Here is a 25,721-nt window from a genome sequence, read left to right on the forward strand (position 1 = left end):
ACCGAAGAAGTTATCCACACCATGAGTCCCGCTGGGCTCTATCCAGGGTGGGTCAAGGTTCGATGGAAATGGCGGGTCAGGAATACGTGGAAATCAACACAGGGGCAAGGGCGGCACATTCTTCGAGGTCTGGGTGCTGCTCAGCCCACGGCGTCTGGAAGCCATTGAGGCCGAGCGCGCGACCCTTCGCAGCAGGGTCACCGTCGAAGTCGGCGCCATGGTGTTTGCTGGCCTGCAGTCCTCTCTGGAAGGAGCCACGGCATGACGTACCGCCCCCGCCCCGAGAGCCTGGCCGCCAAGGTCTGCTGCTGGTTCGCCCTGCATCCCGAATCGGCGCTGACGCTGGCCGACATCGTTGACCGGTTCGTCATGCCTGGTGACAGTCGCAACGTGCACGCCCAACTGGTCGTGGCCATGGACCACGACTTGATTACCTTCAGCGGCGACGACAAGATGTTCCGCAAGGGCCCCGCTGACTTGCCCAGCTGCGCCCTGCCCCATGACGACAGCGAGGATCGCGATGACGAGGCGCCTGTGGACGAAGGAGGACGAGGACCAGCTGCGGGCCCTGTACCCGGTGACGAGCGTGGAACAGATCTCGCAGCTGACGGGACGCAACGTGCCGGCGATCTACAAGCGGGCGTACGAGCTGGGGCTGAAGAAGCTTCACCATCCGGCGCGCAACTGGAGGCCTATCGGGTCGGAGCGGTTGGACCGCGGCATCTTGATCCGGAAGGTGACGGACACCGGCAACCCCAAGAAGGACTGGAAGCGGGTGGACGTGATCGAGTGGGAAGCCAAGAACGGCCCGATCCCACCGGGGTACAGCCTGATGCTCAAGGACGGGAACGGCCCAAGGACGCAGGACAACCTGGCGCTGTTCACGAAGAGCGAGCATTTCGAACGGGCGAGCGTGCGCGCCATGCCGCCCGAAGTGGCCGCTTTGTATCAGCTCAAGGGGCAGATCACGCAGGCGATCAACAGGCGGACACGGACGGCCCAACAAGCCCCATCGCTGCCATCCGACGACACCTGATGGCCACGCTGGCGGATCTGCGCGACCGTGAGAACCCGATGCCTATCGACCGCGCCAAAGCCGTGGCCGAAGTGGCCACGGTGCTGATCAACAGCGCCAAGGTGGAGGTCGAGTACATCAAGGCGACGAAGCGCAAGTCCGGCGAGTTCTTCCGGCCAGGGAAGGTGATCGAGAACGGAGGCTCCAATGGGTGAACAACGCCGAGTTCGGGCCATCCCTGGACCAGGCGAACAGCGCGGCCTAGCGCGGCTCAACGTCGCGCGACAGAAGAAAGACCTCGCCGTCAGCAAATCCAGGGTGCGCCCGCGCAAGCCTATGTATCAGCTCCCAGAATTGGCGATAAGCCATCACAGGTGCTTCGCCGCCGATGAGGCTGCGTCCTGCCAACAACTCAAGTGCAGGAACACTGATCCGGCAGGACCGATCGCTCCCATGAGCAAGGAATTCAACGCGTCGCGGGTTGATCCGGTACTGCGCGTGCTGGTCGGCTCTCACTTCGGTCTTTTCGGGGCCTCACTGGGGTCAAAGCAGCAGTGTGGCGCACGGCTGGGAAGACTGGTACATCAAAAGATGTCCTCAGCGCCGATTCGCAGCTTCGAGCGCACGGGCCGGAAATTTCCCGGCATCCGCGGCAAAGTCAGGAGCGAGGAGTGCCGACCATGAACGCGACTGTTCGATGGGTCACCGTCGCGCTGGCGTCCGAGCTGACCGGCTTCACCGAGGAGTTCTTCGCGGAGCACTCGCGCGGCGGCCTGTGGATCGAGGGGAAGGTCTGGAAGTGGGTTCAGGGCCGGCGCCTGTTCGACATGTTGGCTCTGTACGAATGGATCGACCAGCAGCCGAGCATCCCGACCAAACGCGGCCGCAAGCCGAAGGCAGAGCAAGGCGAGGTGATCGACGTATGAGCGGCGTGATCGTGCGCGACCGGCACCTACAGATTGACCTGCGCGCCCAAGGCTACGGCCGCGAGCGCCTGGAGATCGAGCCCACGCCGGTCAACATCAAGTACGCCGAGCGGCTGCGCCTGGAGATCCTGGGCAAGATCGAGCGCGGCACTTTCGCCCTGGGCGACTACTTCCCGAGCTCGCCGCGGGTGGCGAAGGATGCGCCGAGCATGACCTGGGCCGAGGTCGCGGCCGAATGGAAGAAGGTCAAGCGCGGGGAGATCGAGCACAGCACTGCGCACAGCTACGCGCAGACGCTGTCGTCCAAGCACTTTGCCGACTGGCAGGACATGCGCATGAACGCGTTGGACTATCGGGCGCTGATGGCCAAGCTGGCCACCCTGCCGCAGCACCCGAAGACCTGGAACAACATCGCCAGCGTGCTCAGCATGGTGCTGGAGTACGCCTTCAAGGCGAAGCTGGTGCGCGAGCCGCTGCACGAGCACATTGAGATGCGCCGGCCGACGAAGCCACAGCCGGACCCATTCACCCTGAGCGAGGCCGAGCTGATGCTGTCGAAGATGCGCAACGACCGCGGCCGCCGGTACTACGAGTTCGCCTTCTTCAGCGGCCTGCGCCCCAGCGAACAGATCGCGCTGCGCTGGTCCAAGGTGGACTTCAGGCGCGGCACCGTCACGGTGGACACGGCCTTCACGCGCAGCGCTGAGAAGGGCACCAAGACCGGCGTGTCGCGCGAGGTCGAGCTGACCGGCCGGGCCCTGGCCGCGTTGGAACAGCAACGCGCTGTCAGCCAGCTGGCCAGCGACCACGTATTCCTCGGCATGGACAACCTGTTCTACACGACCACCAAGGGCCCGCTGGACTGCTGGTGGAAGCCGGCGATGAAGCTCTCCGGCCTGCGGAGCCGAGACGCGCGGCAGACCCGGCACACGTTCGCCACGATTTGCCTGCACGCCGGCAGCACGCCGGCCTGGGTCGCGCGCCAGCTCGGGCACTCAGTCGAGATGTTCTACCGCGTGTACTCGAAGTGGATCGAGGCGGCCGACGCCGGGTCGGAAGTCAGGCGCCTGAACAGCTTCCTGTCGGGCCAGAAAACCGGGACACAAACCGGGACATGACCCCTGTTTTCGGCTGCGCTCGCCGGACCGTTTCAGAGGGAGAACAGCAGAGCAAAGGAATTCGGCTGTTTTCCATTTGCCTATAGGCGCGGGTTCGATTCCTGTCGAGGGGACCAGCAGGCTCAGGCCATTTCAGCCAGCGCCTCCTTGACACCCTCTTCCCGCAGCGGGAAGTCCGCGCCTTCCAAATGCAAGGCCGCATCCTTGGGCGTCGGCGTCGCGCACTCCTTGTAGATGACCCCGTCCTTCATCACCAGCTGGATCTTCGCCGGGTCGGTCAGGATGGACAGGTCCTGCAACGGGTCACCGTCGACCAGCACGATGTCGGCGGTGTAGCCGGCCTTCAGCTTGCCCAGCGTGTCGGGCTGCATCATGATCTCGCCGCCCAGCGCGGTCGCCGCCAGCAGCGCCTCCTTGGGCGTCATGCCGATGTAGTCGACGAAGTACTGCAGGTCGTTGGCATTGGTCCCGTGCGGCATCCACGCAAAGCCGTAGTCGCCGCCAGGCAGGATGCGGATGCCACGCTTGTGCATCTCGCGCAGGCTCTGCGCGGCCACCTCGAGTTCGCGCTTGTAGCCCATCTGCGTGGCCACGGCCTCGGTGATGCCGTACTCGGCCGCGTGGTAGGTGGTGCGCACCAGCCAGCCGATGCCCGGGGCCACGAAGTGCCTGTCCTTGGCAGCCTCGAGCATGTCCAGCGCTTGCGCGTCGGCGAAGCTGGCGTGGTAGACCATCTCGATGCCATGCCGCACGCACAGCTTGACGGATTCGCTGGAGCGTGCGTGCGCCGCGATGCGCTTGCCGTAGCGCTTGGCCTCGCGTGACAGCATGGCCACCTCTTCTTCGGAAAACGGCGACATCTCGGCCGGCAGGCCGGCGATGTACTCGCCCGACAGGTTGATCTTCAGGTGGTCGACGCCGTACTTGATGAAGGTGCGCGCCGCGCGGCGGATCTCCTCCGGGCCGCTGCAGACGCTGCCGAAACTCAGCTCTTCGAAGGGCATGTGCGGCAGCGTGTTGTCACCCAGCGCCCCGATGGTCGTGATCTCCTGCGAGCCCGCCAGGTAGCGCGGGCCCGGGAACTCGCCCGCGTCGATGGCGTTGCGCAGCACCACGTCCAGCCGCGGCTTGGCGGCGGCCGCACCGATGGCGCAAGTCCAGCCCATGTCCAGGTAGCGCTTTGCCACGCGCACGCACCAGAGCATGTGCTCTTCCGGCGGCATAAACTGGATGGCGGCCAGCGAGGGCTGGTCGTTCCAGGAGAAGTGCGTGTGGGCCTCGGTCATGCCGGGCATCAGGAAGCGGCCACGGCCTTCGAACACGCGTGCGCCTTCGGTGCCGACCTTTTCCGGCGCGCGGGCGACCTGGATGATTTTCTTGTCCTCGACCAGCACGTCGCCCAGGTACGGGTCCTCGCCCGTGCCGTCGAAGATGCGAACGTTCGTGAATGCATACCGCGTCATCTCTGTCTCCTTGACCTGGTGGTCACGTGGGGTTCCCGGCCGGGCCGGAAGGGGTGGCAAACGAGGGTGGGTTCAGCGCAGGCGCGCGTGGAAGGCTTCGAGTTCCTGGGCGCAGCGCTGGGGCTGCTCCAGGGTGGTCCAGTGACCGCAGCCGGGCAGCACGGCCATCGAGGCATCCGCCAGGCGATGGGCCATGGTTTCGAGGCTGCTTGGCGGCGCCACGCCGTCCTGGTCGCCGGTCACCAGCAGCACGGGCGCCGCGATGGATTCCAGCGCCGCAGACTGCGCCGCAGCCAGCGCCTCGCAGCTCTGCGCATAGCCCTCGCACGGCTGGCGCATGATGAGCTCGCGCACTGCGGCCACAACCACGGGGCGGTCGGCCTTGGTCTCCCTGCTCGTGGCGCCTTGCACGATGGCATCGGCGATCTCCTGCATGGCGAGCACGCCCTGGCGGGCCAGTGCGGCACGTGCGCGGATGCCGGGGCGGCCGGCGTCTGGCGGACACACCAGCGGACCGAACAATGCGAGCGAGCGCACCAGCGGAGGGTGCGCCACGGCCAGGTGCTGGGCCACGATGGTGCCGAGCGAGTGCGCGACCACGTGAACCGACTTCAGCTCCAGCGTGTGCACCAGCCCCGCGATGGCCTGCACGAGGCTTTCGATGGAAAGCGGGCCGGGCGTCAGTGCGGAGCGCGCGCTGCCAGGCAGGTCGGGGGCGATGCGCTGGAACGGCTGCAGCGCGCCCGCGATGGGCGTCCACACGTTGGATGAGCCACCCAAACCGTGGATGCACAGAACCGCATCGCCCTCGCCGGCGATCTCGACGGCCAGGCCGTTGATGCATTGCGTGGCCATGGCGTTCAGACGAACCTGTTCTCGATGGCCCCCAGGCCATCCACCTCGATGCGCACGGCGTCACCGGCGCGCAGGTAGCGCGGGGGCACGAGGCCCATGCCCACGCCGGCCGGCGTGCCGGTGGCGATGACATCGCCCGGGTACAGCGTGATGCCGCGCGAGATGGTCTCGATCAGCGTCGGGATGTCGAAGATCATGTTCTCGGTCGGGCCGTCCTGGCGCAGCTCGCCGTTGACCCAGCAGCGCACGCGCGTCTTCGTGCCATCCAGTTCGTCTGCCGTGACGATCCACGGGCCCATGGGACAGAAGGTGTCGAACGACTTGCCCATGTCCCACTGCTGGTGGCGCATCTGCACGTCGCGCGCAGTCACATCGTTGACGATGGTGTAGCCGAACACATGCGACAGCGCCGCCGCCCTGGCGATGTTCTTGCCGCCCTTGCCGATGACGACGGCCAGTTCGGCCTCGTAGTCGATCTGCTCGGAGAGGTCGGTCGGAACATGGACGGCATCGTGTGGGCCCACGACGCACTCGGGCACCTTGGTGAACACGATGGGCCAGGACGCAGGGTTGGCATCGTTGTCCTTGAACACCGAGGCCGAGAGTTCCTTCGCGTGCGCGTGGTAGTTGCGGCCCACGCACCAGATGTTGCGGCGTGGTTTGGGCAGCGGCGCGTCCAGCTGCACGCCCTTGACGTGGAACCGGCGGTCCGTTGCCGCAGGCAGCGGCCTGCCCTCGGCCAGTGCCTGGATGACGGGCAGCACGCCATATGCGGCCTGGGCGGCAGGCACATCGAGCGCGGTGATGGTGTGTCCGGTGGGGTCGACCAGGCCGACATGGGAATGCCCGTCGACCAGGAATGCAGCGAGACGCATGGGATGCTCCAGAAGGTTGGGGGGACGGCCTGCCTGCCCATCTGGCGGGGCAGCACAGACCGCTGGCAAAACTGTAGGAGCCGGCCGCCCGGCGCGCTTATCGCCGAGTCGCCCGGCGTATCAAAGAGTCAGATGCATTCCTCAGGGCTTACCCGAGGAGCCTGACGTTGACGCCGGCCGGGGCACCAGAATCCGCGCCACGTTGTGGGAGTTGGGGCATGGCAGAGGCGTACGCACTTCACGAAGGAGCCTTCGGCACGGCCATCGTGCTGGAGTTGCGGGGCAACCTGGTCCCGCACGCGCATTCGGAAGCGCAGATCGCGTTCTGGCTGGGCGGGGCGCGCGGCACGGCGCGCGTCGGCGATGAACGCGTCGAGTACAGCGAAGACCTGGCGCTCGGTGTCAACGCCTTCGAGTCGCACGACTTCGCGATGCACGAGGACAGCGGGGTCGCGGTGTTCCTCGTGTTCATGGTGCGGCACGAGTGGCTCAAGGAGCGAGCCGACGCCGCGGGGCGCGGGTTCCGCTTCGCGACCCCAAGGGTTCACATCGACGCAGCACTGCGCCGGGCCTGCTGGCAGGTGCTGGACCTGATCCTGTCGGCACAGTCGCCGCGCGCCGCGGTCGACGACCAGGTGGAGCGGCTGCTCGAGGCCGCCACCGATGCCGCCAACGAGGTGGCACCGTGGCCGCACATCGCGCTCGGCGCATCGCTGGACCACCGCCTGCGCGCGGCCATCGCGCACATGCGCGCGCACGTGTCCGACAAGGCCACCATCGACGAGATCGCGGGCCGCGTCGGCCTGTCACGCGGCCACCTGTTCGCGCTGTTCCGCGACCAGTTGAACACGACGCCCCAGGTGTTCTGGAGCGCGGTGCGCGTGGAAGAGGCGATGCGGCGCGTTGGCGACGGCGCGCCGCTCACCGACGTTGCGCTCGATCTCGGTTTCTCGGCGCCTGGCAACTTCTCGCGCTTCTTCAAGGAGCACACCGGCGTGTCGCCCTCGATCTTTCGGCGGGCCGTGCGCGCGCCAATGCCATCGACCGTGACGGGCGTTCCACGCTGAGCGCCGCCGGCGGGTCCGCGCACATCGAAGCGAGGCCCGTCTCTGTAGGACTTTTGCCATTCAGTGTCAGAACTTTCCTACACCACCACCCGCCTCACAACAAGAGAACAAACCTTGTAAAACGTCGATTTTTTTGACAACTAGCACTTCATCTGCTCCTTTTGCGCGCGCTAACTACCTGGTACTAGACGCAAAAATCGAACAGGCACGGCATTTGCGCGTTGCAGCATTCGCCGGGTCCCAGACCTGTTCTTTCCCTCAACGCAAAGGAAATGCAATGCGCTCTCTGAAATCAAGCCGTGTCGCCATGGCCGTCGCTGTTGCCCTGGCAGCATCGGCCGCGAGTGCCGCTCCTGTCGCCAACTGGACCTACGAGGTGACGAGCGCGTTCGACACGGCCCCCGCCGCCACGACGTTCGTGAACTCGGGGACGAATCCGGGCCCCGTCAATCCATCCACCGGCTACTGGACCAGCGCGAACCTGCTGCAGTGGGGCCAGAACGACGGCAGCATCGCCACCGGCACCCGCAGCGGCCTGGAGATCACCAACTCTCCCTCCAACGGCCCGATCGCCACCAATGGCGCCTTCGTCCCGGCCAACAGCTACACCCACTACAACAACGCCGCACTGGGCGCCAACAGCTGGACGTTGAGCACGACCAAGATCGACTCGACGCTGAGCCTGTCTGCACCTGGTGTGGACAAGCTGTTCGAGACCTCCTACAGCGTGTACTTCACGGAAACGCCGAACCGCAACACCGGCTGCCCGTCCGCACCCGAAGCCAACCCCTGCAGCGACATCTTTGTGCTGGTGGGCGGCTTCGGCGAGTCGTTCACCTACGACGGCTACGAGTACAGCTTCCAGTTCATCTCCGACCCGGCGTTCACCGAGTTGAGCGATGCCCAGTGCGTCGCCGCTGGCTACCAGGCTGGCTGCTTCGGCTTCGCCACGCCAGAAGGCCAGGACTACACCGTGGACTTTGCGTTCCGCCTGGTCGCAACGGAAGTGCCCGAGCCTGCCACCCTCGCGCTGATCGGTGCGGGCCTGCTGGGCATGGCCGGTCTGCGTCGTCGCCAGCAAGGCAAGTGCTGAGCACTCGGCGGCCTCAGCCAACCCCGCTTTGGCGGGGTTTTTTGTGTCCAGTGCTGGCATCGCGTCCATGCCACGCCACGGAGAAATGCGCGGCCTAGAATTCGGCGCAGCTCCGCACCCGCACCAACCAGGACGTCGCCATGGCCCGCCACCTTCTTCGCAGTTGCACCATTGCCCTCGCCGCGCTGACCGCCCTGTCGGCACAAGCGGCGAGCCCGCTCGACAGGCTCAAGAGCGCGGCCGGCGAACAGTTGGGCGCCGGCAGCAGCAGCGGCGCGGCCGGCATGCTGGGGGGCCTGGGTCTGCCCAGCATCGGCGGCGGCACGGCCAGCAACGCGGCGGGCGTGCTGCAGTACTGCATCGAGCGCAAGTACCTGGCCGGCGGCGCGGCCGGCATCAAGGACAAGTTGCTGGGCAAGATCGGCCTGGGCGGCGGCAAGGAAACGCAGGACAAGGGCTACCAGAGCGGCCTGTCCGGCATCCTGAGCGGCAGCGACGGCAAGTCTTTCGACATGGGCAAGATCCAGGACCAGCTCAAGGACAAGGCCTGCGAGTACGTGCTCGACAACGCCAAGTCGCTGATCTGACCAGGCCTCAGTGCCAGACCCCGGGGAACGCCCAGACCAGCGACCCCGTCATGAGCAGGTAGCGCAGGAACTTGCCGATGGCCATGTAGAAGAGGCAGGGCCAGAACGGCAGCCGCAGCCAGCCCGCCACCGCGCACAGCGGGTCGCCCACCGCGGGCAGCCATGCCAGCAGGCAGGCCTTCGGCCCCAGCTTCTTCAGCCAGCCCAGCACCCGCACGTGGTGCGAGGAATGGCTGTAACGGTCGGCCACCTTGTGGGCGCCGTAGCCCAACCACCAGTCCACCGCACCGCCCAGCGTGTTGCCCACGGTGGCCACGACAATGGCCGGCCAGAACATCTCCGGGTTGAGCTTGACCAGGCCGAACACCACGGGTTCGGAGCCCAGCGGCAGCAGCGTCGCCGAGATGAAGGACACGACGAACACCGTGCTCAGGCCGAACTCGGGCAGCGCCAGCGCACTCAGCAATTGGTTCAGCCAGGCTTCCATGAGCGGGCCAGTATAGGGGCCGCCTCCGGCCCGCCATGTAGGCAAGCAGCCGTTTCAATTGCTGAAATTTGAGGCAGCTAGAATCCCTCCCCCGCCTCCGACCCTCCCCCGCACCCCAGCATGCAGATCGGCCAGTTCACTTTGGCGAACAACGTGTTTGCCGCCCCCATGGCCGGGGTGACGGACCGCCCGTTCCGCCAGCTGTGCAAGCAGCTGGGGGCGGGTTACGCGGTCAGCGAGATGGTGACCTCGCGGCGCGACCTGTGGACTTCGCTGAAGACCTCGCGCCGCGCCGACCATACCGGCGAGGTGGCACCGATCGCCGTGCAGATCGCCGGCACCGATCCCGAGACGATGGCCGAGGCGGCCGCCTACAACCTGGAGCGCGGCGCCCAGATCATCGACATCAACATGGGTTGCCCGGCCAAGAAGGTCTGCAACAAGTGGGCCGGCTCGGCATTGATGCAGAACGAGGCGCTGGCCGTGTCCATCGCCGAGGCCGTGGTGGCCGTCTGCGCACCGCAGAACGTGCCGGTCACGCTCAAGATGCGCACGGGCTGGTGCGCCGAGCAGCGCAACGCCGTGGTGCTGGCGCGCGCCTTCGAAGGCGTGGGTATCCAGATGCTGACCGTGCACGGCCGCACACGCGAGCAGGGCTACAGCGGTCACGCCGAGTACGACACCATCGCCGCCGTGAAGGCCGCCGTGCGCGTGCCGGTGGTGGCCAATGGCGACATCACCACGCCGCAGCAGGCGCGCGCGGTGCTGGCCGCCACGGGCGCGGACGCCGTCATGATCGGCCGCGCGGCCCAGGGCCGGCCCTGGATCTTCCGCGAGGTCGTGCATTTCCTGGCGACGGGCGAACACCTGGCGCCGCCGCTCGTGGCCGAGGTCCGGCGCCTGCTGCTGGACCACCTGGCCGAGCATTACGCCCTGTACGGTGAGTACACCGGCGTGCGCTCGGCGCGCAAGCACATCGGCTGGTACGTGCGCCAGTTGCCGGGCGGCGAGGCGTTCCGTCAGCGCATGAACCGGCTGGAGACGCCGGCCGAACAACTGGCCGCCGTGGCCGAATTCATGGACGAGATGGGCAGCCTTCAGGAGCGCATGCCCGCCACCGTGACCAGCGAAGAACTTCTGGAGGAGAGCGCAGCGTGAGCAAGAAAAGTATCGAAGAGTGCGTGCGCAGCAGCCTGGAAACCTACCTGAAGGACCTGCACGGGATCGAGCCGGGCGGGGTCTACGACATGATGATCCGCGCCGTCGAGAGGCCCATGCTGGAGGTCGTCATGCAGCACGCCGAGAACAACCAGTCGCGCGCGGCCGAGTGGCTGGGCCTGAACCGCAACACGCTGCGCAAGAAGCTGGTCGACCACAAGCTCATCAAGTGAGCCAGCCCCCCATTCCTTAGCTTTATTCCTCCGATCCGATGAACGCACTGATCTCCGTTTCCGACAAGACCGGCGTGCTGGCGCTGGCCCAGGGCCTGCACGCGCTGGGCGTCAAGCTGCTGTCCACCGGCGGCACCGCCAAGCTGCTGGCCGATGCCGGCCTGCCGGTGACCGAGGTCGCCGACCACACCGGCTTCCCCGAGATGCTGGACGGCCGCGTCAAGACGCTGCACCCCAAGATCCACGGCGGCCTGCTGGCGCGCCGCGCGCTGCCTGCCCATGTGGCCGCGCTGGCCGAACACGGCATCGAGACCATCGACCTGCTGGTCGTGAACCTCTACCCGTTCGAGGCCACCGTGGCCAAGGCCGGCTGCACGCTGGAAGACGCCATCGAGAACATCGACATCGGCGGCCCGGCGATGGTCCGCAGCGCCGCCAAGAACTGGCAGGACGTGGCCGTGCTGACCGACGCCTCGCAGTACGACGCTGTGCTGGCCGAACTGCAGGCCGGCAAGGGGAAGCTCTCGGACAAGACGCGCTTCGCGCTGTCGGTGGCCGCGTTCAACCGCATCGCCGACTACGACGGCGCCATCAGCGACTTCTTGTCGGCCGTGGACTTCGAGGCCAGCGCCGGCCAGCCGGCGCCCGTGCGCGCGCTGTTCCCGGCGCAGAGCAACGGCCGCTTCGTCAAGCTGCAGGATCTGCGCTACGGCGAGAACCCGCACCAGCAGGCCGCGTTCTACCGCGACCTGTACCCGGCGCCCGGTTCGCTCGTCAGTGCCAAGCAGCTGCAGGGCAAGGAGCTTTCGTACAACAACATCGCCGATGCCGACGCGGCCTGGGAATGCGTCAAGAGCTTCGACGTGCCCGCCTGCGTGATCGTCAAGCACGCCAACCCCTGCGGCGTGGCCGTCGGCACCGACGCGCTGGACGCGTACAGCAAGGCCTTCCAGACCGACCCGACATCGGCCTTCGGCGGCATCATCGCCTTCAACCGCCCGGTCGACCTGGCCACGGCGCAGCAGGTGCACAAGCAGTTCGTCGAGGTGCTGATGGCACCGGGCTACAGCGACGAGGCGCTGGCGCTGTTCCAGTCCACCAAGGCCAAGCAGAACGTGCGCGTGCTGCAGATCGCCCTGCCCGCAGGCGGCGCCACCGACTGGGACAACGGCCGCAACGCCATGGACGTCAAGCGCATCGGCTCGGGCCTGCTGATCCAGACCGCCGACAACCACGAGCTGCAGCTGGCCGACCTCAAGGTCGTGACCAAGAAGCAGCCCACGCCGCAAGAACTGCAGGACCTGCTGTTCGCCTGGAAGGTGGCCAAGTACGTCAAGAGCAATGCCATCGTGTTCTGCAAGAACGGCATGACCATGGGCGTGGGCGCGGGCCAGATGAGCCGCCTGGACTCGGCCCGCATCGCCAGCATCAAGGCCGAACACGCCAAGCTCTCGCTGGCCGGCACGGTGGTCGCGAGCGATGCCTTCTTCCCGTTCCGCGACGGCCTGGACGTGGTGGTGGACGCGGGCGCGACCTGCGTGATCCAGCCCGGCGGCTCCATGCGCGACCAGGAAGTGATCGATGCCGCCGACGAGCGCGGCGTGGCCATGGTGTTCTCGGGCGTGCGGCACTTCCGCCACTGAGCCGCGGTTTCGCCCAACAAAAAGCCCGCTCTCGCAGCGGGCTTTTTTGTGGGCGCAGACTTCAGCGCCAGTGGTGCGGGCGCCCGTAGTAGTAACGCGGGGGCGGGCCGTAGTGCCGGTGCGACAGGTTGGCGCCGATCACGCCCAGGCCAATGCCGATGGCCAGCGGTGCCACGTAGGAGGGTGGGCTGTAGACCGGTGCCGATTCATAGACCGTGGTCACCGGCTCGCTCTGGTAGACCGTCGCCGGCTGCACATAGGTCGTGCTCGAGATGATGCGGGCCGGCGCACGCACCGGGGCCTGCTGCACCGGCGGCACGCTGCCGATGGGCGTGACCTGCAGCGGCACGGTCGGGCCCGGATCGTTGGCCATCTGCACCTGGTAGCGCCGGCCTGCGTACTCGTAGACCACGTCGTAGTACGAGGTCTGGTTCTGGTAGAAGGTCTGCGTGCTGCAGTTCTGCACGGTGCGGACCTGGTCGGGCTGCTGGCCCTCCACCTGGTTGCCGAGCACCGCACCGCCCAGGGCGCCAAAAGCCGTTGCCGCCACCTGGCCGCTGCCGCCACCGAAGGCACTGCCGAGCAGACCACCGGCGATGGCGCCGACAACGGCGCCGGCGCCGGAGGGCTGCGAAGCCGTGACGACCTGCTGGTTGTTGCAGACCAGGCGCGGCACGGCCACCTGCTGCATCACTGGCGTGGCCGAAATCACCGTGCCGTATTCCTGGGCCAGCACCGAGGCGCTCAGCAGGCTGGCGCCGGCAAGAAGCAAAAGCTTTTTCATGGTGATCCTTACGACCTGTCGGCCTGCCAAAAGTTTAGGCCTTTACACAGGCTTTTCAACGCCCGGGCAGCGCCGGGCGTTGACGGCGGTGATCAGCCGCGCGCCAGCAGGCGGAACACGGCGCGCGCCGCATCCACCGTCTGCGCGATGTCGTCGTCGCTGTGGGCCGCGCTGACGAAGCCGGCTTCGTACAGGGCCGGTGCGATGTACACACCGCGCTCCAGCAGGCCATGAAACAGTGTGTTGAAGCGTGCGCCATCGGTGGTCATGACGGTGCGGTAGTTCTGCGGCAGCGCGTCCAGCAGGAAGAAGCCGAACATGCCGCCCTCGCTGTCGCCGCTGAAGGGCACGCCCTCGTCGGCCGCGGCCTGGCGCAGGCCGGCCACCAGGGCTTGCGTGCGCCGGGCCAGCGCATCGTAGAAGCCCGGCTTGCCGATCTCGTGCAAGGTGGCCAGGCCGCAGGCCGTGGCCACGGGGTTGCCCGACAGCGTGCCGGCCTGGTAGACCGGGCCCAGCGGCGCCAGCTGTTCCATGACGGCGCGGCGCCCGCCGAAGGCCGCCAGCGGCATGCCTCCGCCGATGACCTTGCCCAGCACCGTGATGTCGGGCGCGAAGCCCGGGATCTCACGTGCATAGACGCTCTGGGCCCCGCCCAGCGCCACGCGGAAACCTGTCATGACCTCGTCGAACACGAACAGCGCGCCGTGCTGCGTGCACAGTTCGCGGCAGCGCCGGATGAAGGGCACGCTGGCGCGCACGAAGTTCATGTTGCCCGCGATCGGCTCGATCATGAGGCAGGCCAGCGCCGCGCCATGCTCGGCAAAGGCCTGCTCCAGGCCCGCGAGGTCGTTGTACTCGAGCACCAGCGTGTCCTGCACCACCTCGGGCGGCACGCCGGCGCTGGTCGGGTTGCCGAAGGTCGCCAGGCCCGAGCCGGCCTTGACCAGCAGCGCATCGGCATGGCCGTGGTAGCAGCCCTCGAACTTGATGATCTTCTTGCGGCCGGTGGCGCCGCGCGCCAGCCGGATCGCGCTCATCGCGGCCTCGGTGCCCGAGCTGACCAGGCGCACCATGTCCATGGACGGCAGGTGCGCGAGGATGGCCTCGGCCAATTCGATCTCGCGCTCGGTCGGCGCGCCGAACGAGAAGCCCTGCACGGCAGCCTCCTGCACCGCGGCCAGCACGGCCGGGTGGCCGTGGCCCAGGATCATCGGGCCCCAGGAGCCGATGTAGTCGATGTAGCGCTGGTCTTCGGCATCCCAGAAATAGGCGCCCTGGGCGCGCTGTACGAAACGCGGCACGCCGCCCACGGCGCGGAAGGCGCGCACAGGGGAATTCACGCCGCCGGGGATCACGCGCTGCGCGCGTGCGAACAGTTCTTCGTTGGTGCTCATGGTGGTCAGTGGCGCACGGCGCCTGCGTCGTTGTCGGCCTCGGGCGGCTCTTCGCCCTGCGCCTCTTCCTCGCCCTCTTCGGGCTGGGCCCAGAACATGCGGTCCGGCAGCACATGGCCCATGCCGGGGCGGAAGCCGCCATCCAGGCTCTGGTCCAGGTAGGTCAGCGCCTCGACCACGGCCTCGTTGAGTTCGGAGCCGCTGGCCAGCAACGCGGCCAGGGCCGCCGCCAGCGTGTCGCCGGCCCCCGTGAACTGGGCCTCGAAGAGTTCGAAGCGCGCATTCGCAAGCACGGTCTGCGGCGTCGCCAGCACGTTGTCCACGTGCTGGTCGGGCAGCAGGATGCCGGTCACCAGCGTGTAGGGCGCGCCCTTGTCGGCCGCGGCCTTGGCGATGTCGCGCGGCGAGGGGCTGCGCTGGCTGCTCCAGTCCGGCAGCAGCCAGCGCCACAGCGTGCTGTGGTTGCCCACCAGCACCGTGGTCTGCGGCAGCATCAGTTCCTGGAACGCGTCCAGGTAGGCGTCGATCTGGTCCTCGTCCCACCACGACAGGTTGGGCATGTAGGCCACCACCGGCAGGTCGGCGTAGTCGGCCGTGAGCTCGGCGATGGCCGAGAGGTTCTCGGGGCTGCCGACGAAGCCGACCTTGATGACCTGCACCGCCATGTCCTCGAGCACGGCGCGGGCCTGCTCGGTCACGGCCTCCTCGTCGAAGGCGAAGTGCTCGAAGATCTCGGCGCTGTCGCGCGCATAGGTGCCCGTCACCACCGGCAGCGCGTGCGCGCCCACCGATGCGATGGCCACGGCATCGGCCGACAAGCCGCCCGCGCCACTCGGGTCGTTCGCATTGAAGACCAGCACGCAGGCCGGCCCGGCGTCCTCGTCCGTGTCGGACAGCTCGGGCTCGGAACCAGGGGATGCGGCGGAGTCGGTCATGCGGATGGGCGGTCTTGGAAGGGGGTGGAGCGGCGTGCGCTGGAGCCTTTGCCACCGGGCATTGCGCCCGGGACGCCTCTATACAATCGCCGGCATTCTATTGGAACGCCCCCCGAACACTGTGACCGACCCTAAAACCTGGATGTGCCTGATCTGCGGCTGGATTTACGACGAAGCGGCAGGCGCGCCGGACGATGGCATTGCGCCCGGCACCCTGTGGGCCGATGTCCCGATGAACTGGACCTGCCCCGAGTGCGGCGCGCGCAAGGAAGACTTCGAGATGGTCCAGATCTGAGCGCCAGCCCAGAAACCGAAACACCATGACGGCCACCACCCCCAGCCTGCGCGTGATGGTGGTCGATGACAGCGCCACCATCCGCCGCAGCGCCGAAATCTTCCTCAAGCAGGGCGGCCACGAGGTCCTGCTGGCCGAAGACGGCTTCGACGCGCTCGCCAAGGTCAACGACCACGCGCCGCAGCTGGTCTTCTGCGACATCCTGATGCCCAAGCTCGATGGCTACCAGACCTGCGCCATCATCAAGCGCAACGCGCGCTTCGCGGACATCCCGGTGGTCATGCTGTCGTCCAAGGACAGCGTGTTCGACAAGGTACGCGGCCGCATGGTCGGCGCGCTCGACCACCTGACCAAGCCCTTCACCAAGGACCAGCTGCTGCAGGCCGTGCTGCAGTACGGGCGCGCAGGCGCGTGACCCCACCCGACACCGGCAGCGCGATGGCTGCGCACGACACCGCCTCCGCTCTGCCGCCCGCGCACTGGCTGGCCGTGCAGGCCGGCGGCCAGCGCTGCCTCGTGCCACTGGCCCAGGCCGGCGAGATCTTTCCGTGGACCGCCGTGCAGCCCACGCCCTACACGCGGGCCTGGTTCCTGGGCGTGGCCAACCTGCGCGGCGAGCTTTGCGGCGTGGTCGACCTGGGGCGGTTCCTGCACGGCGGTCAAGAGGCCGCGGCGCCCGACCCCAAGCTGCTGGGCTTTCACCCCGCCATCGGCCTGAACTGCGCCCTGCGCGTCGACCGGCTGCTGGGCCTGCGCACGGCCGAGGACTTTGTGCCCGCGGCAGCCGATGCCCCGCGCGCGCAGCCCTGGCTCGGCCCGCTGCACACCGATGCCGACGGCCTGGCCTGGCAGACCCTGGATCTGCAAGCGCTGGCACGGGCGCCTGCCTTCCTGGCCATCGATGCCTGAGCACGCTGCGGCCGGCCTGCACGGCGCCATCGGCGCCATGAACACGCTGCGCGTGCAGATCCAGGACGCGGCCAAGCGCATCAAGCGCCTGGGCGAATCGGCCCAGCAGATGGGCGAACTCGCGGTCCTGGCCGCCGACCTTGCCGAGCAGGCCCAGGTGTTGGCGCTGAATGTCGCCATCCAGGCCGCGCCGGCCAACGCGTCCGGCCAGGGCCTGGCGACGGTGGCCGGCGAGGCACAGCGCCTGGCGGTGCGCTCGGCCGACGCCGCCAGGCTGGTCGCCGGGCTCGTGCAGGCCCTGCAGTCCGACACGCACGATGCGGCGGCTTCCATGGAGCGCGCCACCCAGGGCGTGGTGGCCGGTGCGCGGCTGCTCGACCGCCTGGCCGCGTCCTCCCCCGTGCCCAGTCCGACAGAACCGACGTGAACGAAACCAACGCCCTGCCGTCCCCGGCCCACGACCTCGGCCCCGTGGCCTGGGTGCTCGACGAACTGCGCCGCACACTGGACGCCGCCGCCAAATGCCTGCACCGCTACCGGCGCGAGGCCGATGCCGCGGCCAGCGACTTCCACGTGCCGGGCCTGCAGCACCTGCTCCAGGCCGGGCAGCTGCTGCACCAGTGCGCGGGCGCGCTGCACCTGGTCGGGCAGCCGGCCTGCGCGGCGCTGGCCGACGCCATGGAAGCCGCCGTCCAGCGCTTCGCCGAGCAGCGCACGCCCTGCACCGACGAAGCCATCGCGCAGGTCGAGCAGGCCGGCCTGGCCATCACCGAATACCTGCAGGCCCTGTTGTCGGGCAAGCCCGTGGCACCGGTCGAATTGTTCCCGCAGTACCGCGAGGTGCAGGCCCTGGCCGGTGCCGAGCGCAGCCGCCCGGTCGACCTGTGGACCCCGCCGCCGGCCGACGCCGCGCCGCCCGCGCAGTTGCCGGCCGGGATCCAGGCGCTGCAGCCCGATCCCGCACTGCGCAGCCGCCTGGACCAGGCCGTGCTCAAGGTCGTGAAGACCGCCGACCCGGCCGCCGCGCTGGCGCTGCACGACCTGGCCCTGGGCCTGGCCGCCGGCAGCGAAGCGCCGGCACGGCGCAGCTTCTGGCAACTGGCGGCGGCCTACTTCCAGGCCCTGGCGCTGGGCCTGGTGCCAGCCGACCTGTACACCAAGCGCATCGCCTCGGGGGTGCTGACGCAGTACGCCGCGCTGGCGCGCGGCGAGGCCGAGCCGGCCGCCGCGCTGCTGCAGGAGCTGCGGTTCTACTGCGCCGGCGCGGTGCCGTCGGCCGATACCGACCAGGCCGACACGCTGGCCGCCGTGCGCGCCGCCCACGGCTTCGGTGCCGCTGGCACGGCCGACTACGCGCAACGCCGCTTCGCCCGCTTCCCTCCGGCCCCGCTCGCGCAGGCCCGCAAGCGCATCGCGGCGGCCAGCGAGACCTGGGCGGCGGTGGCTGGCGGCGACGCCCACCAGCTGCGCGCCGCGCACGAACAACTGCTGCCGCTGGCCGATGCGCTGGCACGGCTGCACGACGACAGCGCGCCGCTCGCACAGGCCCTGCTGCAGGCCGTCGAGGCCGCCTGGCGCGTGGGCGGCACACCGCCCGTGCCGCCCTCGCCCGCACTGGCGCTCGAAGTGGCCACGGCGCTGCTGTACCTGGACACCGCCTACGCCGACCTGGACCGCAGCGGCACCGAGCTGCGCGCGCGCGCCGCGCTGTTGGCCGAGCGTCTCGCGCTGGTGCAGCAGGGCCAGGCGCCCGAGCCCATGGAAGACTGGATGCAGGCGCTGTACCACGGCGTCAGCGAACGCCAGACCATGGGCAGCGTGGTGGCCGAACTGGGCCGCCTGCTTGCCGAGATCGAACAGGCGCTGGACCAGTTCTTCCGCGCGCCGCGCGAGAAGGGCGTGCTCGGCAAGGTCGTCGCCCAGCTCACGCAACTGCGCGGCGTGCTCTCGGTGCTGGACCTGGAGCAGGCCGCCCATGCCGTGCTGCGCATGCGCGAGACCGTGGATGGCTACATGGCCGACCAGGTGGACGACGCGGCCTTGCGCCACACCAGCTTCGAGCGCCTGGGCAGCAGCCTGGGTGCGCTGGGTTTCCTGGTCGGCATGCTGGGCTACCAGCGCCACCTGGCGCAGCAGCTGTTCGTCTACGACGACGCGCAGGGTCTGTTCCGCCTGCGTGTGGGCCGGGCTGCGGACGGCGCCGAGCCGGTGCCGGAGCCCCCGTCCGACGCGGACGGTGAAGCACCGGCCGACCCGGACGCCCAGGCCGACCTGCTGCAGATCTTCACAGACGAGGCGCAGGCCGTCGTGCAGGACGGCCAGGCCGCCCTGCTGGCGCTGCAGGCCGCGCCCGGCGAACGCGCGCCGCTGGAGCAGCTGCGCCGCGCCTTCCACACGCTCAAGGGCAGCGCCCGCATGGTGCAGCAGGACGGCTTTGCCGCGGCGGCCTGGTCCTTCGAGGACGCACTGAACGCCCTGCTGGAAGCATGGGGGCCGGCCGATGCCGCGCTGCTGCAGGCCACGCAGCAGGCCTTGCAGGCGCTGGCCGGCTGGATCGCCGACATCGCGGCCGGACGCGATGGCGCGCACCGTCTGCCTGCCTTGCAGGAAGCCGCGACCGCCCTGCGCCAGCCGCCGGTCGCCGAAGCGCCGCCCGCCCCGGTCGAGGCAGCCGCAGCGCCGGCCACCGACCACGCGGATGGCGGCGACGACGACCACTTCCGCCAGATCGGCCCGCTGCGCATCGCGCTGCCGCTCTACAACGCCTTCCTCAACGACGCCGACGAGTGGTCGCGCCAGTTGCAGACCGAGCTCGGCGAATGGGCACTGCAGCAGCCGCTGCCGCCTGCGGCCAGCAGCAGCGCACTGGCCCGCGCGCTGGCCGAGAGCGCGGCCAGCGTGGGCTTCGACGCGCTGGCCCAACTGGCCGACCTGCTGGCCCGGGTGCTGGACGGCAGCCCCCTCCGCGCCACCCAGCCCGTGCTGGACGCCGCCGAGGAGATCCGGCGCCTGCTGCACCAGTTCGCAGCCGGCTTCCTCAAGCCCGCGCGCGACGGTGTCGTGCAGGCACTGCAGGCCTTGCTGCAGGCCGCGCCGGACGGCGCCGCGTTCGAGGACGACAGCGACAGCCAGGACGCCATCGACGCCGACCTGTTCCCCGTCTTCGAGGACGAGGCCGCCGAACTGCTGCCGCAGCTGGCGGCGGCGCTGCGCCAATGGCAGAGCGTGCAGGCCACGCCGGCGAACGGCTCGGCGCGCCAGGCCGTCCTGCGCGCCTTGCACACACTCAAGGGCAGCGCGCGGCTGGCCGGCGCGCTGCGGCTGGGCGCGCTCGCGCACCGGCTGGAGAGCGCGGCCGAGCAGGTGCCCGACGACGCGCAGCCAGCGCAGATCGACCCGCTGCTGGCCCATGCCGACCGGCTGCAGCAGGCGTTCGACCAGCTGCGCGCCCCGGCCCTGGCCGCGCCGCTGGACGAGGCCGCGGTGGTGCACGCCGCCCGCCCCGTCTCCGGCCAGTCGGTGCGCGTGCGCGCGCAGCTGCTGGACCAACTCGTCAGCGGAGCGGGCGAAGTGCTGATCACGCGCGCGCGCATGGAAGCGCGTCTGGGCGAACTCGGCGGCGCGCTCGGCGCGTTCGACAGCCGGCTCGAGCACCTGCGCCAGCAGCTGCGCGAATTGGAGACGCAGACCGAGTCGCAGATCCAGGCCAGGCTGGCGCAGGCCGGCGACGGCGGGGACGCCTTCGACCCGCTGGAACTCGACCGTTTCACGCGCACGCAGGAGCTCGCGCGCGGCATGGCCGAGGCCGTGGCCGAGCTGGCCGCCGTGCAACGCCAACTGCAGCGCGGCCTGCAGGGCACGCAGGACGACCTCTCCGTCCAGGGCCGGCAGGCCCGCGCGCTCCAGCGTGAACTGCTGCGCACACGCATGGTCCCGTTCGAGGCGATGGCCGAACGGCTCTACGGCGCCGTGCGCCAGAGCGCCAAGGAGACCGGCCGCACGGTGCGGCTGGATCTCGCCGGTGGCGGCATCGAACTGGACCGCGGCGTGCTCGACCGCCTGGCGCCGGTGTTCGAGCACCTGCTGCGCAACGCCGTCACGCACGGCATCGAGGACGCCGCAGAACGTAGCGCGGCCGGCAAGCCGGCCAGCGGCGCCATCGCGGTCAGCGTGGCGCACGGGGCCAACGACATTGCCTTCACCATCACCGACGATGGCCGCGGCCTGGACCTGCCGCGCATCCAGGCCCGGGCCGCCACGCTGGGCCTGCTGGCGAACGAGGCGCCGCTCACCCCCGACGAGGCCGCCGCGCTGGTGTTCCTGCCCGGCTTCACGACCGCCACCGCGGTCACGCCCATGGCCGGCCGCGGCATCGGCATGGACGTGGTGCGCACCGAGGTCCACGCGCTGGGCGGCCGCATCGAAACCGCCAGCACGCCCGGCCAGGGCACGCAGTTCAAGCTCGTGCTGCCGCTGACCACGGCCGCCACCCAGGTGGTGCTGGTGCGCGTGGGCCAGCAGACCTTCGGCATTCCGACGCACCTGGTCGAGGCCGTGCGCCGGCTGGCGCCGGCCGAACTGGCGCAGTGCTATGCACGCGAGCAGTGGGTCGAGGACGGCGAGCCGCTGGCCTTCTACTGGGCCGGCGCGCTGCTGCAATGCGCGGTTGCGCAACCGGCCGCGCGCGAGCGCCATGCCAGTGTGTTGCTGCTGCACAGCGCGCAGCAACGCCTGGCCCTGCATGTGGACGAGGTGCTGGGTCACCAGGAGGTGGTGGTCAAGAACCTAGGGCCGCAGCTGGCGCGCCTGCCCGGCCTGGCCGGCATGTCGGTGCTGGCCTCGGGGGCGGTGCTGCTGCTCTACAACCCGGTGGCGCTGGCCGCCGTCTACGGCGTGATGGCACGCCAGGCCCAGCGCGAACAGGCGCTGCGCAACGGCGATGGCAGCCCGGCCGCCGACCCGACGGTCGCGCCGGCCCCACTGGTGCTGGTGGTGGACGATTCCGTGACGGTGCGCCTGGTGACGCAGCGCCTGCTGCACCGGGCGGGCTACCGCGTGGCATTGGCCGCCGATGGCCGGCAGGCGCTCGAACAGCTGCAGGCCGAGCGGCCGGTGCTGGTGGTGACCGACATCGAGATGCCACAGATGGACGGCTATGCGCTGACCCAGGCCATCCGCGCCGACGCGGCGCTGGCCGAGCTGCCCATCGCCGTGATCAGCTCACGCACAGCCGACAGGCACCGCGACCATGCGCTCGCGCTCGGCGTGGACCACTACCTGGGCAAGCCCTATGCCGAAGAGGAACTGCTGAGCCTGGTGCGGCGCCATGCCGCCGCGCCAGCCCCCTGAGTGTGGGCGCGGGCAGCCACCGGCACGCGCGCCAACCGCATCGCCCAGCCTACGCACGGCGTGGGCCGGCACCGACAGCCGCGCCGGCCTGCGCGTGCGACAACCACGGACATGGGGGCCGCCGGCCTCCCCAACTGCAAGGAGAACTCCATGTCCAGTCCCACCATCACCTCCGACAAGGTCGAAGGCACGACCGTCTACGACGCCAAGGGCGGCAAGCTCGGCAGCATCGACAACCTGGTCATCGACAAGCGCTCGGGCCTGGTGCGCTATGCCGCGCTGGAGTTCGGCGGCTTCCTGGGCATCGGCACCGACCGCTACCCGATTCCCTGGCCCATGCTGAAGTACGACACCGCGCTGGACGGCTACGTGGTGCCGCTGGACGCCAACACGCTGGACAACGCGCCGCGCTACGCCCGCGAGGAGCGGCCCGACTACAGCGACGACTACGGCCGCCGCGTGTACGAGCACTACGGCGTCACCTGGTGATCAGCGCCGCTTGGGCGGCTTCCTGCCGGTCAGCGGCTTCTTGACCACTGCATAGCGCGCCAGTGTGCGCTCGCGCGCCTCGGCGTGGTCAACCACAGGGCGCGGGTAGTCGCGCCCCAGCTCTACGCCCGCGGCCGCCAGTTCGATGGCACTGGCCCTCCAGGGTGCGTGGAGCAGCGGCGCTGGCAGGTTCGCCAGCTGCGGCAGGTAGCGGCGGATGAACTTGCCCTCGGCATCGAAGCGCTCGCTCTGCGTGATGGGGTTGAAGATGCGGAAGTAGGGCTGTGCATCGCAGCCTGTGGAGGCCGCCCACTGCCAGCCGCCGTTGTTGGCCGACAGGTCGAAGTCGTTGAGCTTCTCGGCGAAATAGGCCTCGCCCCAGCGCCAGTCCAGCCCCAGGTGCTTGGTCAGGAAGCTGGCCGTGACCATGCGCAGCCGGTTGTGCATGTAGCCGCTCTGGTTGATCTGGGCCATGGCGGCATCGACCAGCGGGTAGCCCGTGCGGCCCTCGCACCAGGCCGCGAACAGCGCCTCGGCGTGCTTGCCGCGCTCCCACTTGATGGCGTCGTACTCGGGCTTGAAGGCCGATTCCGCCGCATGCGGGAAGTGCGCCAGGATCTGCATGTAGAAGTCGCGCCAGATCAGCTCGGAGAGCCATACGGCCGGCCCCTGCATGCCCTGCACTGCGAGCTGCTGCGCGCTGGAGGCGAGCTGGCGGATGGACACCGTGCCGAAGCGCAGGTGGACGCCCAAGTAGCTCGGCCCCTTCACCGCCGGGTAGTCGCGCGCCAGGTGGTACTGGTCCATGCGGTCGAAGAACTCCTCGAACAGCTGCTGGCCGCCGCTGGCACCCAGCGGAATCTTCAGTTCCGCCAGGTTGGTGGGCTCGAAACCGATGTCCGCCAAGCTGGGGATGGGCCGGCGCTCGCCCTCGGGCCGCGGCGCCAGCGCCTCGGCATATCGCGCCACGGGATAGGACGAGAGGTAGAACGCGTCGACCTTCTTGAGCCAGGCCGTCTTGTAGGGCGTGAACACGGTGTAGGGCGTGCCGGCCTGGGTCACCACCTCGCCGCGCTCGAAGATCGCCTGGTCCTTGCTGGTGAGCAGCGCCGCGCCCATGCCGGCCAGCGTGCCGCGCACTTGGGCGTCGCGCGCCATGGCGGGCGGCTCGTCGTCGTGGTTGGCGAACACGGCCTGGGCGTGCAGGGCGTGGGCCAACTCGGGAATCTGCTGGCGTGCCGAGCCCAGGCGCCAGATCAGGCCGGCATCCGGCGCCAGCCGGCGCAGCGCGGCGTCGAGTTCGTCCAGCGCCGCCAGGATGAACTCCACGCGCCGGTCGGCCCGCGGCAGCGCGTCCAGGATGTCCGTGTCCAGGATGAACACGCAGTGCAGCTGGCGGCAGGCGCGCAGCGCGTGGTAGAGCGCCGCGTTGTCAAAAGCGCGCAAGTCGCGCCGGAACCACATCAATCCAGTGGCGTACTTCTTGTCCATGCAGCAAATCCGGAACGGGGCCGTCGCTAAAATCGCGGCTTATGAGCTCAGATTCTGCGCCGATGAACCTCACGCATCATTTCCTGATCGCGATGCCGGGTTTGGAAGACGAAAACTTCGCGCGCAGTGTGGTCTACCTGTGCGAGCACAGCGAACGCGGCGCGCTGGGCCTGGTGATCAACAAGCCCAGCGACATCAACCTCAAGAAGCTGTTCGACAAGGTCGATCTGCCGCTGCGGCGCGACGACCTGACCGACAGCCCGGTGTTCCAGGGCGGCCCGGTGCAGACCGAACGCGGCTTCGTGCTGCACGAGCCCGTCACGGCCGCCCCGCCGCACGACAGCGAGAGCATTTACGCCTCCACCATGACCATCCCGGGCGGACTGGAGATGACCACCTCCAAGGACGTGCTGGAGGCCCTGTCCACCGGCGCCGGCCCCAGGAAGGTGCTGGTCTCGCTGGGCTACTCTGCCTGGGGCGAGGGCCAGTTGGAGTCCGAACTGGCCGAGAACAGCTGGCTGACGGTGGAGGCCGACGCCGCCGTGATCTTCGACACGCCGATCGAGCAGCGCTACGACCGCGCCCTGCTGCTGCTGGGCCTGCAGTCGTGGATGCTGTCGCCGGATGCGGGGCACGCGTGAGTCCAGCGCCAGCCACGTCCGACGCCGTTCCCGCGCAGTTCCAATCCTTTCTGGCTTTCGACTACGGTACCAAGCGCACCGGGGTCGCGGTCGGCAACCGCTTCACGCGCACGGCCACGCCACAGGGCACGATCCGCGCCGAGGGCGATGCGCGCTTCGCCCAGATCGACGCCCGCGTGCGCGAATGGCAGCCCGACGCCTTGGTCGTCGGCGTGCCCTTCCACCCCGACGGGGCCGCCCACGAGAACACGGCACGCGCGCAGCGCTTCGCGCGCCAGCTGCGCGGGCGCTGCAAGCTGCCCGTCTACGAGGTGGACGAGCGCTACACCACCACCGAAGCCCACAGCCTGGGCGCGCGCGACGCCGATGCGGCCGCGGCCTGCATCATCCTCGAGCAATTCCTGAGAAACCTGCCATGAGTACCCTGACCCTCGACGCCGAGGCCTTGTACGCCGAGCTGCTGCGCGGCGTGCGGCCGCTGTGCACGGCCGACACCCAACTCGTCGGCATCGCCTCCGGCGGTGCCTGGCTGGCCGAGCGCCTGCAGGCCGACCTGCAGCGGCCCGGCAAGCCCGGCGTGATCTCGTCCGCCATGCACCGCGACGACTACGGCCAGCGCGGCATGGTGGCCGGCGCCAGCGCCACCGCCCTCACCTTCGATGTCACCGGTGCCCACATCGTGCTGCTGGACGACGTGCTCTACACCGGCCGCACCATCCGCGCCGCGCTCAACGAGCTGTTCGACTACGGCCGCCCGGCCAGCGTGCGCCTGGCCGTGCTGGTGGACCGCGGCGCGCGCGAGCTGCCCATCCAGGCCGACTTCGCCGCCGCGCGCGTGACGCTGCCGGCCAGCCAGTTGCTGGCCCTGGCGCGCAAGGACAACGGCCGCTTCAGCTTCGAGATCAAGGGATGAG

Annotated in this window: 27 protein-coding genes and 1 pseudogene; 20 read left to right on the forward strand and 8 right to left on the reverse strand. The window is 69.2% G+C overall.

What is annotated here, in order from left to right; genetic code table 11:
* Positions 1–520: 520 nt before the first annotated feature.
* The 5 genes from ASF45_RS16580 (at position 521) to ASF45_RS16595 (ending at position 3,059) form a co-directional block, all read left to right on the forward strand.
* Positions 521–1,036: a hypothetical protein gene (locus tag ASF45_RS16580; protein WP_156473046.1), complete on the forward strand. Its 516-nt coding sequence runs from the start codon at positions 521–523 to the stop codon at positions 1,034–1,036.
* Entirely contained in the window at positions 1,036–1,230 is a 195-nt protein-coding gene (locus tag ASF45_RS16585; protein WP_056664755.1) for a hypothetical protein, read from the forward strand. The genes ASF45_RS16580 and ASF45_RS16585 overlap by 1 nt, the downstream gene beginning before the upstream one ends.
* Before the next feature lie 238 nt (positions 1,231–1,468).
* Positions 1,469–1,699 carry a hypothetical protein gene (locus ASF45_RS35390; RefSeq protein WP_156473047.1) on the forward strand — a complete coding sequence of 77 codons (231 nt, stop codon included), beginning with the start codon at positions 1,469–1,471 and terminating at the stop codon, positions 1,697–1,699.
* On the forward strand, positions 1,696–1,941 hold the full coding sequence (locus ASF45_RS16590; protein WP_056664757.1) for a hypothetical protein: 246 nt from the start codon (positions 1,696–1,698) through the stop codon (positions 1,939–1,941). Before ASF45_RS35390 ends, ASF45_RS16590 begins: the two co-directional genes overlap by 4 nt.
* Positions 1,938–3,059: a site-specific integrase gene (locus tag ASF45_RS16595; protein WP_056664759.1), complete on the forward strand. Its 1,122-nt coding sequence runs from the start codon at positions 1,938–1,940 to the stop codon at positions 3,057–3,059. Before ASF45_RS16590 ends, ASF45_RS16595 begins: the two co-directional genes overlap by 4 nt.
* Positions 3,060–3,181: 122 nt before the next feature.
* Here ASF45_RS16595 and ASF45_RS16600 read toward each other — a convergent pair whose 3' ends face one another.
* The 3 genes from ASF45_RS16600 to ASF45_RS16610 all read right to left on the reverse strand — a co-directional run bounded on the left by ASF45_RS16600 (position 3,182) and on the right by ASF45_RS16610 (position 6,252).
* Positions 3,182–4,522, reverse strand: a complete 1,341-nt coding sequence (locus tag ASF45_RS16600; protein ID WP_056664764.1) for an amidohydrolase family protein — start codon at positions 4,520–4,522, stop codon at positions 3,182–3,184.
* Between the two features lie 72 nt (positions 4,523–4,594).
* Positions 4,595–5,377 (reverse strand): alpha/beta fold hydrolase, encoded by a 783-nt coding sequence (locus tag ASF45_RS16605; RefSeq protein WP_056664769.1) that lies wholly within the window; start codon positions 5,375–5,377, stop codon positions 4,595–4,597.
* Between the two features lie 5 nt (positions 5,378–5,382).
* The gene (locus ASF45_RS16610) at positions 5,383–6,252 is read right to left on the reverse strand and encodes a fumarylacetoacetate hydrolase family protein (RefSeq protein ID WP_056664773.1); all 870 of its coding nucleotides are present in this window, start codon (positions 6,250–6,252) and stop codon (positions 5,383–5,385) included.
* 218 nt (positions 6,253–6,470) lie between these two features.
* Here ASF45_RS16610 and ASF45_RS16615 point away from each other — a divergent pair, with 218 nt between their 5' ends.
* The 3 genes from ASF45_RS16615 to ASF45_RS16625 all read left to right on the forward strand — a co-directional run bounded on the left by ASF45_RS16615 (position 6,471) and on the right by ASF45_RS16625 (position 8,999).
* Positions 6,471–7,319, forward strand: coding sequence for an AraC family transcriptional regulator (locus ASF45_RS16615; protein ID WP_056664776.1), 849 nt, complete (start codon positions 6,471–6,473; stop codon positions 7,317–7,319).
* Positions 7,320–7,626: 307 nt separating this feature from the next.
* Positions 7,627–8,412, forward strand: a complete 786-nt coding sequence (locus ASF45_RS16620; RefSeq protein ID WP_056664779.1) for a THxN family PEP-CTERM protein — start codon at positions 7,627–7,629, stop codon at positions 8,410–8,412.
* Positions 8,413–8,552: 140 nt separating this feature from the next.
* Positions 8,553–8,999: a DUF2501 domain-containing protein gene (locus ASF45_RS16625; protein WP_056664783.1), complete on the forward strand. Its 447-nt coding sequence runs from the start codon at positions 8,553–8,555 to the stop codon at positions 8,997–8,999.
* Between the two features lie 7 nt (positions 9,000–9,006).
* On the opposite strand, the gene ASF45_RS16630 is transcribed toward ASF45_RS16625, so the two are convergent.
* Positions 9,007–9,486: a YqaA family protein gene (locus ASF45_RS16630; RefSeq protein WP_056664785.1), complete on the reverse strand. Its 480-nt coding sequence runs from the start codon at positions 9,484–9,486 to the stop codon at positions 9,007–9,009.
* A gap of 120 nt (positions 9,487–9,606) precedes the next feature.
* On the opposite strand from ASF45_RS16630, the gene dusB reads away from it, so the two are divergent.
* The 3 genes from dusB to purH are packed head-to-tail and all read left to right on the forward strand — an operon-like array spanning position 9,607 to position 12,520.
* Positions 9,607–10,644 carry a tRNA dihydrouridine synthase DusB gene (gene dusB / locus ASF45_RS16635; protein ID WP_056664793.1) on the forward strand — a complete coding sequence of 346 codons (1,038 nt, stop codon included), beginning with the start codon at positions 9,607–9,609 and terminating at the stop codon, positions 10,642–10,644.
* Positions 10,641–10,877 (forward strand): Fis family transcriptional regulator, encoded by a 237-nt coding sequence (locus ASF45_RS16640; RefSeq protein WP_056664797.1) that lies wholly within the window; start codon positions 10,641–10,643, stop codon positions 10,875–10,877. Before dusB ends, ASF45_RS16640 begins: the two co-directional genes overlap by 4 nt.
* 38 nt (positions 10,878–10,915) lie before the next feature.
* Entirely contained in the window at positions 10,916–12,520 is a 1,605-nt protein-coding gene (purH, locus tag ASF45_RS16645; protein ID WP_056664800.1) for a bifunctional phosphoribosylaminoimidazolecarboxamide formyltransferase/IMP cyclohydrolase, read from the forward strand.
* Positions 12,521–12,581: 61 nt separating this feature from the next.
* Here the strand turns inward: purH and ASF45_RS16650 are convergent, their stop codons facing one another.
* The 3 genes from ASF45_RS16650 to ASF45_RS16660 all read right to left on the reverse strand — a co-directional run bounded on the left by ASF45_RS16650 (position 12,582) and on the right by ASF45_RS16660 (position 15,633).
* The gene (locus ASF45_RS16650) at positions 12,582–13,304 is read right to left on the reverse strand and encodes a glycine zipper 2TM domain-containing protein (RefSeq protein WP_056664803.1); all 723 of its coding nucleotides are present in this window, start codon (positions 13,302–13,304) and stop codon (positions 12,582–12,584) included.
* Positions 13,305–13,396: 92 nt separating this feature from the next.
* Positions 13,397–14,698, reverse strand: a complete 1,302-nt coding sequence (gene hemL / locus ASF45_RS16655) for a glutamate-1-semialdehyde 2,1-aminomutase (RefSeq protein ID WP_056664806.1) — start codon at positions 14,696–14,698, stop codon at positions 13,397–13,399.
* Between the two features lie 5 nt (positions 14,699–14,703).
* Positions 14,704–15,633 (reverse strand): bifunctional hydroxymethylpyrimidine kinase/phosphomethylpyrimidine kinase, encoded by a 930-nt coding sequence (locus tag ASF45_RS16660; RefSeq protein ID WP_056664809.1) that lies wholly within the window; start codon positions 15,631–15,633, stop codon positions 14,704–14,706.
* A 142-nt stretch (positions 15,634–15,775) separates the two neighbouring features.
* Between ASF45_RS16660 and ASF45_RS16665 the strand changes: the two genes are divergently transcribed.
* The 6 genes and pseudogenes from ASF45_RS16665 to ASF45_RS16690 all read left to right on the forward strand — a co-directional run bounded on the left by ASF45_RS16665 (position 15,776) and on the right by ASF45_RS16690 (position 22,675).
* Positions 15,776–15,928 carry a rubredoxin gene (locus tag ASF45_RS16665; protein ID WP_056664812.1) on the forward strand — a complete coding sequence of 51 codons (153 nt, stop codon included), beginning with the start codon at positions 15,776–15,778 and terminating at the stop codon, positions 15,926–15,928.
* Between the two features lie 25 nt (positions 15,929–15,953).
* The gene (locus ASF45_RS16670) at positions 15,954–16,343 is read left to right on the forward strand and encodes a PleD family two-component system response regulator (protein WP_056664815.1); all 390 of its coding nucleotides are present in this window, start codon (positions 15,954–15,956) and stop codon (positions 16,341–16,343) included.
* On the forward strand, positions 16,340–16,837 hold the full coding sequence (locus ASF45_RS16675) for a chemotaxis protein CheW (protein ID WP_235580940.1): 498 nt from the start codon (positions 16,340–16,342) through the stop codon (positions 16,835–16,837). Before ASF45_RS16670 ends, ASF45_RS16675 begins: the two co-directional genes overlap by 4 nt.
* 16 nt (positions 16,838–16,853) lie before the next feature.
* Positions 16,854–17,216: pseudogene (locus tag ASF45_RS16680) on the forward strand (methyl-accepting chemotaxis protein); the annotation flags it as partial.
* 44 nt (positions 17,217–17,260) lie between these two features.
* Positions 17,261–22,186 carry an Hpt domain-containing protein gene (locus ASF45_RS16685; RefSeq protein WP_056664824.1) on the forward strand — a complete coding sequence of 1,642 codons (4,926 nt, stop codon included), beginning with the start codon at positions 17,261–17,263 and terminating at the stop codon, positions 22,184–22,186.
* A gap of 150 nt (positions 22,187–22,336) precedes the next feature.
* Entirely contained in the window at positions 22,337–22,675 is a 339-nt protein-coding gene (locus ASF45_RS16690; protein ID WP_082551071.1) for a PRC-barrel domain-containing protein, read from the forward strand.
* Here ASF45_RS16690 and ASF45_RS16695 read toward each other — a convergent pair whose 3' ends face one another.
* A complete protein-coding gene (locus ASF45_RS16695; RefSeq protein ID WP_056664830.1) occupies positions 22,676–24,166 on the reverse strand; it encodes a deoxyribodipyrimidine photo-lyase in 1,491 nt (496 codons plus the stop codon).
* A 41-nt stretch (positions 24,167–24,207) separates the two neighbouring features.
* Here ASF45_RS16695 and ASF45_RS16700 point away from each other — a divergent pair, with 41 nt between their 5' ends.
* Genes ASF45_RS16700 through pyrR form a run of 3 tightly spaced genes read left to right on the forward strand, consistent with a single transcriptional unit; the run spans position 24,208 to position 25,720 of the window.
* Positions 24,208–24,807 carry a YqgE/AlgH family protein gene (locus ASF45_RS16700; RefSeq protein WP_056664836.1) on the forward strand — a complete coding sequence of 200 codons (600 nt, stop codon included), beginning with the start codon at positions 24,208–24,210 and terminating at the stop codon, positions 24,805–24,807.
* On the forward strand, positions 24,774–25,226 hold the full coding sequence (ruvX, locus tag ASF45_RS16705) for a Holliday junction resolvase RuvX (RefSeq protein WP_369802141.1): 453 nt from the start codon (positions 24,774–24,776) through the stop codon (positions 25,224–25,226). Before ASF45_RS16700 ends, ruvX begins: the two co-directional genes overlap by 34 nt.
* The gene (gene pyrR / locus ASF45_RS16710; protein WP_056664845.1) at positions 25,223–25,720 is read left to right on the forward strand and encodes a bifunctional pyr operon transcriptional regulator/uracil phosphoribosyltransferase PyrR; all 498 of its coding nucleotides are present in this window, start codon (positions 25,223–25,225) and stop codon (positions 25,718–25,720) included. The genes ruvX and pyrR overlap by 4 nt, the downstream gene beginning before the upstream one ends.
* The last annotated feature ends 1 nt before the right edge of the window (position 25,721 follow it).

The organism is Pseudorhodoferax sp. Leaf265 (assembly GCF_001422365.1).
Classification (GTDB): domain Bacteria; phylum Pseudomonadota; class Gammaproteobacteria; order Burkholderiales; family Burkholderiaceae_C; genus Pseudorhodoferax.

Excerpts from the sequence above, each read along its gene's own strand:
- ASF45_RS16615 (WP_056664776.1), top strand. The coding sequence starts at position 6,471 with ATGGCAGAGGCGTACGCACTTCACGAAGGAGCCTTCGGCACGGCCATC.
- ASF45_RS16595 (WP_056664759.1), top strand. The coding sequence starts at position 1,938 with ATGAGCGGCGTGATCGTGCGCGACCGGCACCTACAGATTGACCTGCGC.
- ASF45_RS16580 (WP_156473046.1), top strand. The coding sequence starts at position 521 with ATGACGAGGCGCCTGTGGACGAAGGAGGACGAGGACCAGCTGCGGGCC.
- hemL (WP_056664806.1), bottom strand. The coding sequence starts at position 14,698 with ATGAGCACCAACGAAGAACTGTTCGCACGCGCGCAGCGCGTGATCCCC.
- ASF45_RS16590 (WP_056664757.1), top strand. The coding sequence starts at position 1,696 with ATGAACGCGACTGTTCGATGGGTCACCGTCGCGCTGGCGTCCGAGCTG.
- ASF45_RS16620 (WP_056664779.1), top strand. The coding sequence starts at position 7,627 with ATGGCCGTCGCTGTTGCCCTGGCAGCATCGGCCGCGAGTGCCGCTCCT.
- ASF45_RS16650 (WP_056664803.1), bottom strand. The coding sequence starts at position 13,304 with ATGAAAAAGCTTTTGCTTCTTGCCGGCGCCAGCCTGCTGAGCGCCTCG.
- ASF45_RS16630 (WP_056664785.1), bottom strand. The coding sequence starts at position 9,486 with ATGGAAGCCTGGCTGAACCAATTGCTGAGTGCGCTGGCGCTGCCCGAG.
- ASF45_RS16660 (WP_056664809.1), bottom strand. The coding sequence starts at position 15,633 with ATGACCGACTCCGCCGCATCCCCTGGTTCCGAGCCCGAGCTGTCCGAC.
- ASF45_RS16610 (WP_056664773.1), bottom strand. The coding sequence starts at position 6,252 with ATGCGTCTCGCTGCATTCCTGGTCGACGGGCATTCCCATGTCGGCCTG.
- ASF45_RS16600 (WP_056664764.1), bottom strand. The coding sequence starts at position 4,522 with ATGACGCGGTATGCATTCACGAACGTTCGCATCTTCGACGGCACGGGC.
- purH (WP_056664800.1), top strand. The coding sequence starts at position 10,916 with ATGAACGCACTGATCTCCGTTTCCGACAAGACCGGCGTGCTGGCGCTG.
- dusB (WP_056664793.1), top strand. The coding sequence starts at position 9,607 with ATGCAGATCGGCCAGTTCACTTTGGCGAACAACGTGTTTGCCGCCCCC.
- ASF45_RS16700 (WP_056664836.1), top strand. The coding sequence starts at position 24,208 with ATGAGCTCAGATTCTGCGCCGATGAACCTCACGCATCATTTCCTGATC.
- ASF45_RS16585 (WP_056664755.1), top strand. The coding sequence starts at position 1,036 with ATGGCCACGCTGGCGGATCTGCGCGACCGTGAGAACCCGATGCCTATC.
- ASF45_RS16605 (WP_056664769.1), bottom strand. The coding sequence starts at position 5,377 with ATGGCCACGCAATGCATCAACGGCCTGGCCGTCGAGATCGCCGGCGAG.
- ASF45_RS16625 (WP_056664783.1), top strand. The coding sequence starts at position 8,553 with ATGGCCCGCCACCTTCTTCGCAGTTGCACCATTGCCCTCGCCGCGCTG.
- pyrR (WP_056664845.1), top strand. The coding sequence starts at position 25,223 with ATGAGTACCCTGACCCTCGACGCCGAGGCCTTGTACGCCGAGCTGCTG.
- ASF45_RS16695 (WP_056664830.1), bottom strand. The coding sequence starts at position 24,166 with ATGGACAAGAAGTACGCCACTGGATTGATGTGGTTCCGGCGCGACTTG.
- ASF45_RS16665 (WP_056664812.1), top strand. The coding sequence starts at position 15,776 with ATGTGCCTGATCTGCGGCTGGATTTACGACGAAGCGGCAGGCGCGCCG.
- ASF45_RS35390 (WP_156473047.1), top strand. The coding sequence starts at position 1,469 with ATGAGCAAGGAATTCAACGCGTCGCGGGTTGATCCGGTACTGCGCGTG.
- ASF45_RS16670 (WP_056664815.1), top strand. The coding sequence starts at position 15,954 with ATGACGGCCACCACCCCCAGCCTGCGCGTGATGGTGGTCGATGACAGC.
- ASF45_RS16690 (WP_082551071.1), top strand. The coding sequence starts at position 22,337 with ATGTCCAGTCCCACCATCACCTCCGACAAGGTCGAAGGCACGACCGTC.